We start from the raw sequence: 15,663 nt of genomic DNA, 5'->3' as shown, positions 1-15,663 counted from the left end.
CCCCCTGCGAAAACAGCCCCGGCATCGACAGTTCGCCCGTCTTGCGGGCATCCGTGCTGCCTGTGCGAGACTAGCGGCGGCCCTCTTGCGCATCAAGCGTGCCGGCAACCAAGCCCATGCCGTGCCAACGCAATTGGGCGTGACAACCTATCCTTCATCTTGTATGGGAGCGCCGAAGACGTCGATGGCGCGCGTTCGTGTTTCGCTGCTGCATCGGCCCTGTGGAGGGATGTGAGATGAAGCCCGAGGTGTTTCTTCCCGACGATTACCGCCCCGCCGAGGACGAGCCGTTCATGAACGACCGGCAGCTCGAATATTTCCGGCGCAAGCTGATCGCGTGGAAGCACGAACTTCTGGAGCAATCGGCCGAGACGCTGGAGGGGCTGGCGGAATCGGCGCGCAACGTCCCCGACCTGGCCGACCGCGCCAGCGAGGAAACCGACCGTGCGCTGGAATTGCGGACGCGGGACCGGCAGCGCAAGCTGGTGGCCAAGATCGACTCGGCGCTGCGCCGCATCGACAACGGCGAATACGGCTATTGCGAGATGACCGGCGAGCCGATCAGCCTGCGCCGTCTGGACGCCCGGCCGATCGCCACGATGACGCTCGAGGCGCAGGAGCGCCACGAACGCCGCGAGCGTGTGCACCGCGACGACTGAGCGCCGCGGAGCAAGACCAGAACAAGGGGGCGCACATGCTGAAGTCCCGCAAGGTGACGATCGTCGGCGCCGGTGTGGCCGGGCTGGCGCTGGGTCGCGCGCTGGCATTGCGCGGGGCCGAGGTGGACATCCTCGAACAAGCCGATGCCATCCGCGAGGTGGGGGCGGGGCTCCAGATCTCGCCCAACGGCGCGCGGGTGCTGCATGCGCTGGGCCTGGGCGACGCGCTGGCCGAGGCCGGCCCCGAGGCCGATGGCGTCGAGATCCGCGAAGGTGAAACCGGCGCCATCCTGGCGCGGCTGGACCTGGCGCGGCGCGGCGAATTCCGGCTTCTGCATCGCGCGCGGCTGATCGACCTGCTGGCCACGGGCGCCGCCGAAGCCGGTGTCTCGGTCCGGCTGCGCACCAAGATCGCCGGGGTCGACACCCGCGACGGCCGTCCTGTCCTGCGGACCGAAGACGGCCGCGAGGAAAGCCCCGACCTGCTGATCGGCGCGGATGGGCTGCATTCGCGCGTGCGTGTTGCGCTCAATGGTCCGCATGCGCCCTTCTTCACCCATCAGGTGGCCTGGCGCGGCGTCATCCCGGTCGAGGACAACGCCCCGGCCGTGCCGCAGGTCTATGTGGGCCCCGGACGGCATCTGGTCAGCTATCCGCTGGGCCACGGGCTGCGCAATGTCGTGGCCATCGAGGAGCGCCGCCGCTGGGTCGAGGAAAGCTGGTATCTGCGCGACGATCCGGCCCATCTGCGCGATGCTTTCCGCGGCTTTTGCCCGCGGGTTCAGGGCTGGCTTGAGCAGATGGACGAGCCCTGGCTGTGGGGGCTGTTCCGGCACGCGGTGGCGGCGCGCTGGCATGGCGAGGGCATGGCGATCCTGGGCGATGCGGCCCATCCCACGCTGCCCTTCCTGGCGCAGGGCGCGGTCATGGCGCTCGAGGATGCCTGGGTGATGGCCGATTGCCTGGCGCGCTATGACACCGACGCCGCGGCGCTGACGGCCTATCAGAACGCGCGCGCGCCGCGCTGCCGCGCGCTGGTCGAGGCCGCCAATCGCAATGCGCGCAATTACCATCTGTCGGGGATGGCGCGTCGGGTGGCCCATGCCGCCTTGCGCACCGCCGCCGTGGTGGCGCCGAACCAGCTTCTGGGGCGCTTTGACTGGGTCTATACCCATGACGTCACCGCGCCTGCGCCCCTGCCGGGCCGGTTTCCGTGACCGTGACCCGCTTGCACGACAGGGCGCGGCGGGGATAAGTTGTCGCAGTTCGTTCCAGCCGAGGGATTTTCCGACATGACCGCCACGCCGCACGCCGCGTCCACCTCCTCTGCCGTGCCGCCCGCGCCCGAGACGCGCGTCGTCACCACCTGGAAGGTGGCCTGCGACGGCGGGCAGGGCGCGCTGGGCCATCCGCGGGTCTGGCTGACGATCCCGCAGGATACGGGCTTTGTCGAATGCCCCTATTGCGACGCCCGCTACGAGATCGACCGGGCGGCCGCCTCCGGCCACTGAGGGCGCCCCCTCTCTCTCACCACATGCCGGCCCTTTTGCGCGCGGTCCGATCGGGCTGCGCGCGTCCGTGCGCCCGCGCGGGATCGCGCAAGAGACAGGCGCGCGGGATCGCGCAAGAGACAGGGACGAATGCTGGCCGCGGGCGCCTGAACGTGGCACACCACACCACAGCACAGCACAGCAACGCACACCGGAACGGGGGATGACGCGCATGGGATCGGGTTTCGGCAAGGGCTGCCATCTGCATCTGATCGACGGCTCGGCCTTCATCTTTCGCGCCTATCACGCGCTGCCGCCGCTGACGCGCAAATCCGACGGCCTGCCGGTGGGCGCGGTCTCGGGCTTTGCCAACATGATCTTCAAATATATCGAGGATGCCGGCGGCGCCGATGCCCCCACCCATGCCGCGGTGGTCTTCGATCATTCCTCCAAGACCTTCCGCAACCAGATCTTCCCCGATTACAAGGCCAACCGCCCCGAGCCGCCCGAGGATCTGCGCCCGCAATTCCCCCTGACGCGCGAGGCCACGCGGGCCTTCAACATCGCCTGCCTGGAGGAAGAGGGCTTCGAGGCCGATGACATCATCGCCACGCTGGCCCGCCAGGCGCGCGAGGCCGGCGGCCGCGTCACCATCATCTCGTCGGACAAGGATCTGATGCAGCTGGTCGGCGGCGGGGTCGAGATGCTCGACGCGATGAAGAACCTGCGCATCGGCCCCGACGAGGTGCGCGCCAAGTTCGGCGTCGGTCCCGATCGCGTGGTCGATGTGCAGGCGCTGGCGGGGGATTCGGTCGACAACGTGCCCGGCGCGCCGGGGATCGGGATCAAGACCGCGGCGCTTCTGATCGGCGAATATGGCGATCTCGACACGCTTCTGGAACGCGCCGCCGAGGTGCCCCAGCCCAAGCGTCGCCAGACCCTGATCGAACACGCCGATCAGATCCGCATGTCGCGCCGTCTGGTTCTGTTGGACGATCACGCGCCGCTGTCGGTGGGGCTGGACGATCTGGAGGTGCGCGAGCCCGACCCCGAGGCCCTGATCGCCTTTCTGTCGCAGATGGAATTCCGCACGCTGACCAAGCGCGCGGCCGACAAATACGGCGTGACCCCCCCGGCGCCGCCCGCCCCGGCCAACACCGCCCCCGCCGACACCGCCGCCGCGCCCGAAGCCGCCTCCGAGCGCGCGGGCGGCGCGCCCCTGCCGCCCCCCGACCCGGAAGGTTATCTGCGCATCGACAGCCTCGAGACGCTCGAGGAGTGGATCGCGCGGGCGCGGGCGCAGGGCTATCTGGCGGTCGATACCGAAACCACCAGCCTCGACGAGATGCAGGCCGATCTGGTCGGCGTGTCGCTGGCGCTGGCGCCCAATGTGGCGGCCTATGTGCCGCTGGGCCATCGCGCGGGGGGCGAGGATCTCTTCGAGCAGACGCCCGCCCTGGTTCCCGGCCAGATCCCGCTCGAGGCGGCGCTGGCGGCGCTGAAACCCCTGCTCGAGGACGAGGCCGTCCTCAAGATCGGGCAGAACCTCAAGTATGATCTCAAGATCCTGGCCCGTCATGGCATTCGCCTCTGCGCCTTCGACGACACCATGCTGATGTCCTATGCGCTGCATGCGGGGCTGCACGGGCATGGCATGGACGCGCTGTCCGAACGGTACCTCGATCACGTTCCGATCCCGATCAAGTCGCTTCTGGGTTCGGGGAAATCGGCCATCACCTTCGATCGGGTGCCGCTGGCCGAGGCCACGCGCTATGCCGCCGAGGATGCCGATGTCACGTTGCGGCTGTGGCTGGCCTTCCGCCATCTGCTGGCGCGCGAACAGGTCGCGACGGTCTACGAGACGCTGGAACGCCCGCTGGTGCCGGTCCTGGCCGATATGGAAATGGCGGGGGTGGCGCTCGATACCGGCACGCTGGCGCGCATGTCCAATGTCTTCGCGCAGAAGATGGCGGCGCTCGAAGCCGAGATCCACGACCTGGCGGGCGCGCCCTTCAACGTGGCCAGCCCCAAGCAGTTGGGCGAGATCCTGTTCGACCGGATGGGCCTGCCGGGCGGGCAGAAGGGCAAGACCGGCGCCTGGGGGACGGGGGCCGAAGTGCTCGAGGATCTGGCCGCCGAGGGGCATGAGCTGCCCGCGCGGGTGCTCGACTGGCGCCAGATCGCCAAGCTCAAGTCGACCTATACCGATGCGCTCCAGACCCATGTGAACCCCGAGACCGGGCGGGTCCACACCTCCTATGTCATTGCCGGGGCCAATACCGGGCGGCTGGCCTCGACCGATCCGAACCTCCAGAACATCCCCGTGCGCAGCGAGGAAGGCCGCCGCATCCGCGAGGCCTTCGTCGCCGGGCCGGGGATGCGGATCGTCAGCCTCGACTATTCGCAGATCGAGCTGCGCATCCTGGCCCATGTGGCCGATATCCCCGAGCTGAAGGAGGCCTTCCGCCAGGGCATCGACATCCACGCCCTGACCGCCTCGGAGATGTTCGGCGTCCCGATCGAGGGCATGGACCCGATGATCCGCCGCCAGGCCAAGGCGATCAACTTCGGGGTGATCTACGGCATCTCGGGCTTTGGCCTTGCGCGCAACCTGCGCATTCCCCGCGCCGAGGCCCAGGGCTTCATCGACCGCTATTTCGAGCGCTTCCCCGGCATCCGCACCTACATGGATGACACGATCGCCTACGCGCGTGAAAACCTGTGCGTGCGCACGATCTTCGGGCGGCGCATCCACACGCCCGAGATCCGCGCCAAGGGTCCGGCGGCAAGCTTTGCCCGCCGCGCCGCGATCAACGCCCCGATCCAGGGGGCGGCGGCCGACATCATCCGCCGGGCGATGGTGCGCATGCCCGCGGCGATCGCGGGGCTCGAGGCGAAGATGCTCCTCCAGGTGCATGACGAACTGGTCTTCGAGGTCGCCGAAAGCGCGGTCGACGATCTGATCGCGCGGGCGCGCGGCGTCATGGAAACGGCGGCCGAACCGGCGGTGAAGCTGTCGGTGCCGCTGGTCGTCGATGCGGGGCAGGGCGCCAATTGGGCCGAGGCGCATTGACCCCGCTCGGGGCGGGCCTCGGGGGGCGTTGACAGGGCACGACGTTCGGGCGGGGCGGCGGCCCCGGAACGGGGGCGCGCCGGACATCGGGGCTCGATGCCCCGAAGGCCGGCTCCCCCTCCCGCGCGTCCCGACGGTGGGCCCGTTGCGCGTCCCGACGCGGGGCCCGGCAGGATCGCTCAGGACAATTCGCCCGCCTTCACCCGCTCGTAAAGCGCGAATTCCTCGGCCGAATGCGCCGCAAGCCGCGCCCGCACCGCCGGGTCCAGCGCCGTCTCCCCCTCGGGCGAGACATTGACCCGCGGCAGATGGATGGCGAAATCCAGCCGATCCTCCAGGAATTCGACGAATCGCCCGATGTCCTCGTAGCAGAACAGCCGGTCCACCCCGATCGACCCGTCGGGCATCTTCACGAAGCTCAACTGCGAGCCCAGATTGGCATAGGGCGGCCGGTCCGGCGCCATATAGGCCTCGACGAATTCGTTGAAGCTGACCCCGCCGGTCGAATTGGGCTTGCCGATGATCTCCTCGCGCTGGCGATAACGATACCAGCTGCCCAGCCAGTCGACCGGCTCGCGCATCAGCGCCACCACGTCGAACCGTGCCCCGGCGCTATTCTCGAGCCAGGGCCCGACAAAGCGGTGATAGCGCTGGGCGTGGGTATGCTTGAGTTGGGGGGGGCGCGGCACGGTGATGGCCGACAGCGGCTCGAGCGCGACCGAAAGTGCGGTCGAGCCGGTTTTCGGCATCGACAACAGCACGAGCCTTTGGTTCCAGAACACCAGCATGATCGGTTCCTGCCTTGGATCTCGGGCCCTGCATACCCGGCGCTGCGGGGCAGGTAAACCGCCGATCCCGCCGCAGCCTGCGCCATCCCCCCGTGCCGGTCGGCGGGCTGGCCCCGCGTTTGCGGTAACGCAAAATTAAGCAAGATGGCGGAAGTTGGGCGTCATCCAAATTGACTCGATTTGTTCCGGGTGATACCGAACAAGTAGGGAACATGTGGGGAACACGAAGCCGGAAAGGCGGATTGCCGCCGCGGTGGGCCTGTGGGATAAGGACGAAGGCAATGGCAGGTGCGAGCCTTTTCGACATGACGGACAAACGCAGCGCAGACAAGCAGAAGGCGCTCGATGCAGCGCTGGCCCAGATCGAACGGCAGTTCGGCAAGGGCTCGATCATGCGGCTGGGGGCCGAGAACCCCGCCGCCGAGATCGAGGCGACCTCGACCGGATCTCTGGGCCTCGATATCGCGCTGGGGATCGGCGGTCTTCCCAAGGGCCGGATCATCGAGATCTATGGCCCCGAAAGCTCGGGCAAGACCACGCTGACGCTGCATTGCATCGCCGAGGAACAGAAGAAGGGCGGCGTCTGCGCCTTTGTCGACGCCGAACACGCGCTTGACCCGCAATATGCGCGCAAGCTGGGCGTCAACCTCGACGATCTGCTGATCTCGCAGCCCGATACCGGCGAACAGGCGCTGGAAATCGTCGACACGCTGGTGCGCTCGGGCGCGGTCAGCCTGGTCGTCGTCGACTCGGTGGCGGCGCTGACCCCCAAGGCCGAGATCGAGGGCGACATGGGCGACGCCACCGTCGGCGCCCAGGCCCGCCTGATGAGCCAGGCCATGCGCAAGCTGACCGCCTCGATCGGGCGCTCGAACTGCATGGTGATCTTCATCAACCAGATCCGCATGAAGATCGGCGTCATGTTCGGCAGCCCCGAGACCACCTCGGGCGGCAACGCGCTGAAATTCTATGCCTCCGTGCGGCTCGATATCCGCCGCACCGGCTCGATCAAGGACCGCGACGAGGTGGTCGGCAATGCCACCAAGGTCAAGGTCGTCAAGAACAAGGTCGCGCCGCCCTTCAAGCAGGTGGAATTCGACATCATGTATGGCGAGGGCATCTCGAAGGTGGGCGAGCTGATCGACCTGGGCGTCAAGGCCGGGGTCGTCGACAAGTCCGGCGCCTGGTATTCCTATGGCGACGAACGCATCGGCCAGGGTCGCGAGAATGCCAAGCAATTCCTGCGCGACCACCCCGACATGGCCCATTCGATCGAGGACAAGATCCGCGCCAGCCACGGGCTGGATTTCGGCGCGACCGAGGATGACCCCGACGCGCTGATGGAAGACTGACGCCCGCAGCGGGCGTTGGCCGAGGGTGCCCGTTCTAGCATGGGCGTTCTTGCATGGGTGGGCTTGCACGGGGCAGGGCGCTTGCGCGGCGCCCCGCTGCGCGCTACCACGGCCGGCATGCATGACACCGATCCCCCCTCCGGCCCGGATGCGGGCCCTGCGCTGCCCCTTTCGGGCCCCGCGCCGCGCGGGCCGCTGACCGCCGCGCGGCCGCTGGCCGATCTGACCTGGCTGCGCGTGGGCGGGCCGGCGGACTGGCTGTTCCAGCCCGCCGATCTGGACGATCTGGCCGATGTCCTGGCGCGTCTCGACCCGTCGGTGCCGGTCTTCCCGATGGGTGTTGGCTCGAACCTGATCGTGCGCGACGGTGGCATCCGCGGGCTGGTCATCCGCCTGGGCCGCGGCTTCAACGCCATCACCATCACCCCCGAGGGGCGCGTCGAGGCCGGGGCCGCGGCGCTTGATGCCCATGTTGCGCGCCGCGCCGCTGAAGCCGGGCGCGACCTGACCTTCCTGCGCACCATCCCCGGCAGCATCGGCGGCGCCGTGCGCATGAATGCGGGCTGCTATGGCGAATATGTCGCCGACCGGCTGGTCTCGGTGCGCGTCGTCACCCGCGCGGGCCAGATCGTGACGCTGGCGGCGGCCGATCTGCGCCTGGGCTACCGCGAGAGCCATCTTCCGGAAGGCTGGGTCGTGGTCTCGGCGCTCTTTGATGCGCCGGCAGGCGATCCGGCGGCCCTTCACGCCCGCATGGAAGAGCAGATCGCGCGCCGCGATGCCGCGCAGCCGACCAAGGACCGCTCGGCCGGTTCGACCTTCCGCAATCCGTCGGGCGCGTCCTCCACGGGGCGGGCGGATGACACCCACGAGCGCAAGGCCTGGGCACTGATCGAGGCGGCCGGAATGCGTGGCGCAACCTTGGGTGGAGCCCAGATGTCCCCCAAACATGCCAACTTCCTGATCAACACCGGCGGGGCCTCGGCCGCCGACCTTGAGGGGCTGGGTGAGGAAGTGCGCAAAAAGGTTTTGCAGAACAGCGGAATTTCGCTACAATGGGAAATCATGCGCGTGGGTGACCCCAAGGGGTGACGCTCGCCCTCCGGATGTTCGGCTCTCAGAAGGTCGACGCCGGGGGCAAATGCGCCGCGCAGCATGCAGACGGCCAGCAAAGGCCGCGTGAACAAGAAATCAGCCCAAGCGGCTGGAGGCACGTGAAGCCGGGGTTTCCCGGCACAGGCAGACCGGGCAACGATCCCGGCAAGGAAACAGATGGCGGGTGTGTCGAGCAGGGCATCCCTCCGTGTTGCGGTATTGATGGGTGGCATGTCGGCCGAGCGCGACGTGTCCCTGTCGTCGGGGCGCGAATGTGCCCAGGCGCTGCGTGCGGCGGGTTTCGAGGTGATCGAGGTCGATGCCGGCCCCGACCTGGCCCGACGTCTGTCCGAAATCTCTCCCGATGTCGCGTTCAACGCGCTCCATGGTCGCTGGGGCGAGGATGGCTGCGTGCAAGGCGTCCTGGAATGGGCGCGTATCCCCTATACGCATTCGGGCGTTCTGGCTTCGGCGCTGGCGATGGACAAGACCCGCGCCAAGGCCGCCTTTGCCGCCGCGGGCCTGCCGGTCGCGGCCGGGGTCATGGCCGCGCGCGAAGATGTCAGCGCCCGCCACATCCTGCCGCCGCCCTATGTGGTCAAGCCCAATGCCGAAGGCTCGTCGGTGGGGGTCTATATCGTGCAAGACGCCGCCAATGCGCCGCCGCAGCTGTCGGCGGAGATGCCCGATCAGGTTCTGGTCGAGGCCTATGCGCCGGGCCGCGAGCTGACGGTGACGGTCATGGGCGACCGGGCGCTGTGCGTGACCGAGATCCTGACCTCGGGCTGGTATGATTACGACGCCAAGTATCGCCCCGGCGGCTCGCGCCACGTGCTGCCCGCGCAGATCCCCGCCGAGATCGAGGCCGCCTGTCTCGAGATGGCGCGCCGGGCGCATGACGTTCTGGGTTGCCGCGGCGTCAGCCGCACCGATTTCCGCTGGGATGACACCCGCGGGCGTGACGGGCTGGTGATCCTCGAGATCAACACCCAGCCCGGCATGACGCCCACCTCGCTTGCGCCCGAACAGGCCGCGCATCTGGGGATCGGGTTTCCGGATCTTTGCCGCTGGATGGTGGGAGACGCTTCATGCGATCGCTAGGCTCTGCGCGTGTTCTGACCGACCGGCTGCACGCCGCCGAACGCCACGACCCGATCATGTCGGCGCCGCGCTGGCGCGAGATGCCGCGCCAGGGCGCGCCGGCGCAGATGCCGCCCGAGCATTTCTCGCCCCCCCATCAGCGCGCCACGGCCGAGGATCTGCACCTGCACGCGCCGGCTTTCGATCCGCAGACGCCTGAGGTCTTGCCCTTCCACGCCGCCCCCGACACCGATTTCGCCGCCGGTGACGCCGGGGCCGGGCCGGGCGCCTGGCCGCAGCCGCGCTGGCTGGTCGAGGCCCCCGACGCGGCCGCCAATCTTGAGGACGCGCCCGCCCGCGCCAGTGCCGAGGCCGTGACCCGCGCCGCTGCCGCGCGTCGCCGCGACGACAATTCCCTGGCCCGCCGTCACCCGGCGCTGGCCCGCGCCATTGCCCGTCGTCTGGGCCTGCCCGACCCCGAGGCGCAGGGCGCCGCCGCCCCCGCGGCGCGGCGCGATCCGGCGCCGTCGCGGCTGGCCTATCGGCTGCAACGGCTCTGGCTGACCCCGGTCTTCCGGTCGTTGACGCGGATCGGCGTGCCGGTCTTCGTGGTGGTGCTGGGGCTGGGTCTGTGGCTGGGCGACGAAGGCCGCCGCGCCGATCTGGTCGGCCGCTACGAGGCGCTGCGCGAGGCCATCGAGGCCCGCCCCGAATTCCGCGTGGAGCGGATGCGCATCACCGGGGCCTCGGCGCCGGTCGATGGCGCCATCCGCGCCATGCTGCCCGTGGCCCTGCCGGCCTCGAGCTTCGACATCGACCTGGCCGATCTGCGCGCGCAGATCGTGCGGCTGGACGCGGTGTCCTCGGTCGATCTGGCCATCCGGAACGGCACGATCGAGATCGCGGTGCGCGAGCGCGTGCCGGCGATCCTGTGGCGCCATGCCGGCGGGCTTGAAATGCTGGATGCGACCGGTCACCGCGTCGCCACGCTGGTGGGGCGGTCGAACCGGCCCGACCTGGGGCTGATCGCGGGGCAGGGGGCGCAGGAGGCGGTGCCCGAGGCGCTGCGGCTCTTGTCGGTCGCGGCGCCGATCCTGCCGCAGCTGCGCGGCCTCGTGCGGGTCGGCGAGCGGCGCTGGGACATGGTGCTGACCGGTGATCGGCGGCTTTTGCTGCCGGCCGAGAACCCCGTGGCCGCGCTGCGCCGGGTGCTGGCGCTCGACAAGGCCGAAGACCTTCTGGCGCGCGATTTCGTGCAGGTGGACATGCGCCTGGCCGAACGCCCGACCGTGCGGCTGACCGAAGCCGCGCAAGGGGAATACCGCCGGATCAAGGCCTTGGAAATGCAGGTTACCCACTAGGGCAGCGACAGGGATACGACGAACATGACCGATCTTTATCAAGCCCAGCGTGCCATGCGTGCGATGCGCCGTGCCGCGATCCAGCGGGGCGTGATCGCCATTCTGGATGTGGGCAGCTCGAAGATTGCCTGCCTGGTGCTGCGCTTTGACGGCCCCGATGCCTTTGCCGAAAGCGAGGGCGTGGGCTCGATGGCCGGCCAGTCGGCCTTTCGCATCATCGGCGCGGCCACGACCCGCGCGCGCGGCGTGCGCTTCGGCGAGATCGACGCCGTGGCCGAGACCGAACGCGCCATTCGCACCGCGGTGCAGGCGGCGCAGAAGATGGCCGGGGTTCGGGTCGATCACGTCATCGCCTGTTTCTCGGGGGCGGGGCCGCGCTCCTACGGCCTGGCGGGCGAGGTCGAGGTGGCCGATGGCCCGGTCAGCGAACAGGATGTGGCGCGCGCGCTGGCCAGCTGCGATGTGCCCGATCTGGGCGCGGGGCGTGAGGTGCTGCATGCCCAGCCGGTGAATTTCGCGCTCGATCACCGTTCGGGCCTCAAGGATCCGCGCGGGCAGCTGGGCCACAAGCTGGCGGTGGACATGCATCTTCTGTCGGTCGATGCCGCGGCGCTTCAGACGCTGGCCTATTGCGTGAAACGCTGTGACCTCGAACTGGCCGGCGTGGCGTCGTCGGCCTATGTCTCGGCGATCTCGGCGCTGGTCGAGGATGAACAGGAACTGGGCGCGGCCTGCATCGACATGGGCGGCGGCGCCACGGGCGTGTCGATTTTCATAAAGAAACACATGATCTTCGCCGATGCGGTGCGGATGGGTGGCGACACGATCACGATGGATATCGCCAAGGGGCTTCAGGTGCCGCTGGCCACCGCCGAGCGGCTCAAGACCTTCCACGGCGGCATCCACGCCACCGGCGCCGACGACCGCGAGATGATCGAGATCGGCGCCGAGACCGGCGATTGGGACAAGGACCGCCGCCGCGTCAGCCGCGCCGATCTGATCGCCATCATGCGCCCGCGCGTCGAGGAAATCCTCGAGGAGGTGCGCGCCATTCTCGACCATGCGGGCTTTGACCAGCTGCCCTGCCAGCAGATCGTGCTGACCGGCGGCGCAAGCCAGATCCCCGGTCTGGACGGGCTGGCCGCGCGCATCCTGGGCCAGAACCTGCGCCTGGGGCGTCCGCTGCGGGTGGCGGGGCTGCCGCAGGCCGCGACCGGGCCGGGATTTTCCGCCGCCGTGGGGCTGGCGCTTTTCGCCGCGCATCCGCAAGATGAGTGGTGGGATTTCGAAATTCCGGCCGAGCGCTACCCCGCGCGGTCGCTGCGCCGCGCGCTGCGGTGGTTCCGTGCCAATTGGTAGCGCCGGGCCTTACAAACGCTACGGTGGGGGCCTTGCCCCCACACCACATTCTGTTGCGTGCGCGAAATCCCGCCAGAGGGTGTTTCTGACGCGCCAGATTTTGTGTTTTCCGTCGGTTTTTTAGGTGACGCCGCGCGCGCCGCCCGTTAAAATCGGCCAAATATTCTGGAAACCGCGCCGAACGGGCCGGAACAAGCAAGGCGGGACGACATGGCACTCAATCTGACGATGGCCGAGCACGAGGAACTCAAGCCGCGCATCACCGTCTTTGGTGTCGGCGGGGCGGGCGGCAACGCGGTCAACAACATGATCGAAAAGCAGCTCTCCGGGGTCGATTTCGTCGTGGCCAACACCGACGCCCAGGCGTTGCAGCAATCGCGCTCGTCGGCGCGCATCCAGATCGGCGTGAAGGTGACCGAAGGTCTGGGCGCGGGCGCGCGCGCCACCGTGGGTGCCGCCGCCGCCGAGGAGTCGATCGAACAGATCGTCGATCATCTGGCGGGCGTGCACATGTGCTTCATCACCGCAGGGATGGGTGGCGGCACCGGCACCGGCGCGGCCCCGATCATCGCGCAGGCCGCGCGTGAGCTGGGCGTGCTGACCGTGGGCGTCGTGACCAAGCCGTTCCAGTTTGAGGGCACCAAGCGGATGCGCCAGGCCGAGGCCGGCATCGAGGCGCTCCAGAAGGTCGTCGATACGCTGATCGTCATTCCCAACCAGAACCTGTTCCGTCTGGCCAACGAGAAGACCACCTTCACCGAAGCCTTCGCCATGGCCGATGACGTGCTCTATCAGGGCGTCAAGGGCGTGACCGACCTGATGGTGCGTCCGGGCCTGATCAACCTCGACTTTGCCGACGTGCGCGCGGTCATGGACGAGATGGGCAAGGCGATGATGGGCACGGGCGAGGCCCAGGGCGACGACCGCGCCGTTCAGGCCGCCGAGAAGGCCATCGCCAACCCGCTGCTGGACGAGATCTCGCTGCGCGGCGCGCGGGGCGTTCTCATCAACATCACCGGCGGTTACGACCTCACCCTTTTCGAGCTGGACGAGGCCGCCAACCGCATCCGCGAGGAAGTCGACCCCGAGGCCAACATCATCGTCGGCTCGACCCTCGACCCCGAGATGGAAGGCCAGATGCGCGTGTCGGTCGTGGCGACGGGCATCGACGCAGCCCCGCAATCGGCCGAGGCGCCCAGCCCGCGCCGCGCCGCCGCCGAGGCCGTGTCCCAGCGTCCCGCGCCTGCGCCCAGCCCCGAACGGGCTGCGCCGGCGGCCGAGCGTGCCGCGCCGGCCGCCCAGCCGGCCGAGGCCCGTCCCGCCGTGTCGATCTCGGGCGTGACCGCGACCCCGGCGCAGCCCGCGCCGCGTGCGTCCGAACCCGCGCGCTCGCTTTTCGAGGATGATCTTGCCGCCGAGGATGACGCGCTGCCGCCGCCGGCCTATCGCGCTGCCGCGCCGACGCAGATGCAAGGTTTCGCCGAGCCGCAGGAAGACATGTCGGGCTTTGTCGCGCCCCGTCGCGCAGCCCCCGGCACCCCCAGCCCCGAGGCGCTGGCCCGTCTGAATGCCGCCGCCGGCCGTGTGCCCGGCGCCGCGCCGCGCCAGCCGGCCCAGCCGATGGCCGCGACCCGTGCCGCAGCGCCCGCGCTGCCCGCCGCGCATGGCGCCGCGCGGGGCGGGGAGAAGCCGCGCTTTGGCATCAATTCGCTGATCAACCGCATGACCGGGAATGCCGAGGCCGCCCCGGAGCGCCCCGAGCGGGCCGCCGCCCCCGCGGCGCCGGCTGCGCGCCGCGCCCCGCCGCAGGCCAGTCAATATGACGACGAGGACGAGGGCGATTTCGATCAGGATCGCATCGAAATCCCGGCGTTCCTGCGCCGTCAGGCCAACTGATCGGGCCAAAGCTGCGCCGCGATTTTTTGCATTGGCAGAAAATCCGATCACGATACGGAAATCGGGGGTGCCTAGCGGCGCCCCCTTTTTTGTTTGTTCTCAACGGTTAAGCCCCAGGTTGGCGGCAAGTTGCCGCAACGCGGCGCCTCTGTTACATCCTGTTGCAATCTGTGAATTGCCTCGCTGGACCCTGTTGTTTAGCTGATCGTGCAACAAAGTCCGTCGTTTCCTGCGCAATCCGGCGCGGGGCAGGGCTGGCCCGATCCTGCCGCAGGGGGCGCCGCGATAATCGGCGTTCGCGCGGGTAGGGGGGGATTGGCCGCAGGTTCCGCGGCAAGAATGGCGCGCCATCGGCGCAGGGAGATCGACCGTGCAGACCACGCTTCGTTCCGCGATTGATTTCAAGGGGGTCGGCCTTCATTCCGGCCGCCCCGTGCGGCTGCGTATCGAGCCCGCACCCGAAGATCACGGCCTGCGCTTCGTGCGCAGCGATCTCGATCATCTCGAGATCCCCGCGCTCTGGGACCGGGTCGAGGACGCGCGGCTGTGCACGCGCATCTTCTCGGACAGCGTTGCGGGGGCGCAGGTCTCGACCATCGAACATGTGATGGCCGCGCTGGCGGGCTGCGGGGTGCAGAACGCGCGGCTGGTGATCGACGCCCCCGAGGTGCCGATCCTCGATGGCTCGTCCGCGCCCTTCGTCGAGGCGATCCGCCGCGTCGGGCTGGTCCGCCAGAACCGGCCGCTGCGGGCCCTGGCGATCCGCCAGGCGGTCGAGGTGCAGATGGGCGAGGCGCGCGCGCGGCTCGAACCGGCCGAGCGTTTCGAGATCCGCTTCGAGATCGACTTTGCCGATCCTGCCATCGGGCATCAGCGCAAGCGCCTGGACATGGCCAACGGCGCCTTCGTGCGCGAGTTGATGGATTGCCGCACCTTCTGCCGCGCCGCCGATATCGACGCGATGCGCGCGCGCGGGCTGGCGCTGGGGGGCACCTATGAAAACGCCGTCGTCGTTGACGGTGAAAAGGTGCTGTCGCCCGGCGGGCTGCGTCACCGCGACGAGGCCGTGCGCCACAAGATGCTGGACGCGATGGGCGATCTGGCGCTGGCGGGCGGGCCGATCCTGGGCCGCTATACCGGCATCCGTGCGGGCCATGCGCTGACCAACGCGCTGCTGCGCAAGCTTTTCGACACGCCCGGCGCCGCCGAATGGGTGACGCTGGATGCCGTGGCTGCGGGCGCGTTGCCGGGCGCGGGTGTCTGTGCGCTCCATGCCGCGGGCCGTGGCGCGGCGCGCGCCAGCGCTGCCTGACGCCCCCTTTCCCGGTTCACCACCTGCGCGCGCGCCCGGCCCTGGCCGGGCCGCCCCCATGTTGCGCAGGGTCTTGTTCGCGCCGGAAAAACCGCTTCTGCCCGAAAGTGCGAAAGGCGTTTTGCGCACCCGATTTTAATGTGCTACCACGAGGCCGAACACCCGCCTCGGCTTGGGTGGAACAGCACAACGTCAGGG

The 15,663-nt window shown here is 69.1% G+C and carries 12 protein-coding genes; 11 read left to right on the top strand and 1 reads right to left on the bottom strand.

Annotation, left to right across the window (positions count from 1 at the left end):
- The first annotated feature begins 236 nt into the window (after positions 1-236).
- The 4 genes from dksA to polA all read left to right on the top strand — a co-directional run bounded on the left by dksA (position 237) and on the right by polA (position 5,222).
- Entirely contained in the window at positions 237-659 is a 423-nt protein-coding gene (dksA, locus tag BW949_RS13105) for an RNA polymerase-binding protein DksA (protein WP_076366813.1), read from the top strand.
- 35 nt (positions 660-694) lie between these two features.
- The gene (locus tag BW949_RS13100) at positions 695-1,876 is read left to right on the top strand and encodes an FAD-dependent monooxygenase (RefSeq protein ID WP_076366811.1); all 1,182 of its coding nucleotides are present in this window, start codon (positions 695-697) and stop codon (positions 1,874-1,876) included.
- Between the two features lie 75 nt (positions 1,877-1,951).
- On the top strand, positions 1,952-2,170 hold the full coding sequence (locus tag BW949_RS13095) for a zinc-finger domain-containing protein (RefSeq protein ID WP_076366809.1): 219 nt from the start codon (positions 1,952-1,954) through the stop codon (positions 2,168-2,170).
- Positions 2,171-2,381: 211 nt separating this feature from the next.
- Positions 2,382-5,222 (top strand): DNA polymerase I, encoded by a 2,841-nt coding sequence (gene polA, locus BW949_RS13090; RefSeq protein WP_076366968.1) that lies wholly within the window; start codon positions 2,382-2,384, stop codon positions 5,220-5,222.
- A gap of 179 nt (positions 5,223-5,401) precedes the next feature.
- Here the strand turns inward: polA and BW949_RS13085 are convergent, their stop codons facing one another.
- Positions 5,402-6,010, bottom strand: coding sequence for a hypothetical protein (locus BW949_RS13085; protein WP_076366807.1), 609 nt, complete (start codon positions 6,008-6,010; stop codon positions 5,402-5,404).
- Positions 6,011-6,291: 281 nt separating this feature from the next.
- On the opposite strand from BW949_RS13085, the gene recA reads away from it, so the two are divergent.
- The 7 genes from recA to lpxC all read left to right on the top strand — a co-directional run bounded on the left by recA (position 6,292) and on the right by lpxC (position 15,465).
- Positions 6,292-7,362, top strand: a complete 1,071-nt coding sequence (gene recA, locus BW949_RS13080) for a recombinase RecA (protein WP_076366805.1) — start codon at positions 6,292-6,294, stop codon at positions 7,360-7,362.
- 117 nt (positions 7,363-7,479) lie between these two features.
- Positions 7,480-8,454 (top strand): UDP-N-acetylmuramate dehydrogenase, encoded by a 975-nt coding sequence (gene murB, locus BW949_RS13075; RefSeq protein WP_083947774.1) that lies wholly within the window; start codon positions 7,480-7,482, stop codon positions 8,452-8,454.
- Between the two features lie 180 nt (positions 8,455-8,634).
- Positions 8,635-9,558, top strand: coding sequence for a D-alanine--D-alanine ligase (locus tag BW949_RS13070; protein WP_076366803.1), 924 nt, complete (start codon positions 8,635-8,637; stop codon positions 9,556-9,558).
- Positions 9,546-10,898, top strand: a complete 1,353-nt coding sequence (locus tag BW949_RS13065) for a cell division protein FtsQ/DivIB (protein WP_235816303.1) — start codon at positions 9,546-9,548, stop codon at positions 10,896-10,898. The genes BW949_RS13070 and BW949_RS13065 overlap by 13 nt, the downstream gene beginning before the upstream one ends.
- Before the next feature lie 24 nt (positions 10,899-10,922).
- On the top strand, positions 10,923-12,257 hold the full coding sequence (gene ftsA, locus BW949_RS13060; protein ID WP_076366801.1) for a cell division protein FtsA: 1,335 nt from the start codon (positions 10,923-10,925) through the stop codon (positions 12,255-12,257).
- A gap of 210 nt (positions 12,258-12,467) precedes the next feature.
- Entirely contained in the window at positions 12,468-14,153 is a 1,686-nt protein-coding gene (ftsZ, locus tag BW949_RS13055) for a cell division protein FtsZ (protein ID WP_076366799.1), read from the top strand.
- 370 nt (positions 14,154-14,523) lie between these two features.
- On the top strand, positions 14,524-15,465 hold the full coding sequence (gene lpxC, locus BW949_RS13050; RefSeq protein WP_076366797.1) for a UDP-3-O-acyl-N-acetylglucosamine deacetylase: 942 nt from the start codon (positions 14,524-14,526) through the stop codon (positions 15,463-15,465).
- Positions 15,466-15,663 lie beyond the last annotated feature (198 nt).

Origin of the sequence: Phaeovulum vinaykumarii (genome assembly GCF_900156695.1) — a bacterium.
Taxonomy (GTDB): domain Bacteria; phylum Pseudomonadota; class Alphaproteobacteria; order Rhodobacterales; family Rhodobacteraceae; genus Bieblia_A; species Bieblia_A vinaykumarii.
The sequence above is the reverse complement of the archived record's forward strand: the minus strand, read 5'-3'. Positions and strand labels throughout refer to the sequence as shown.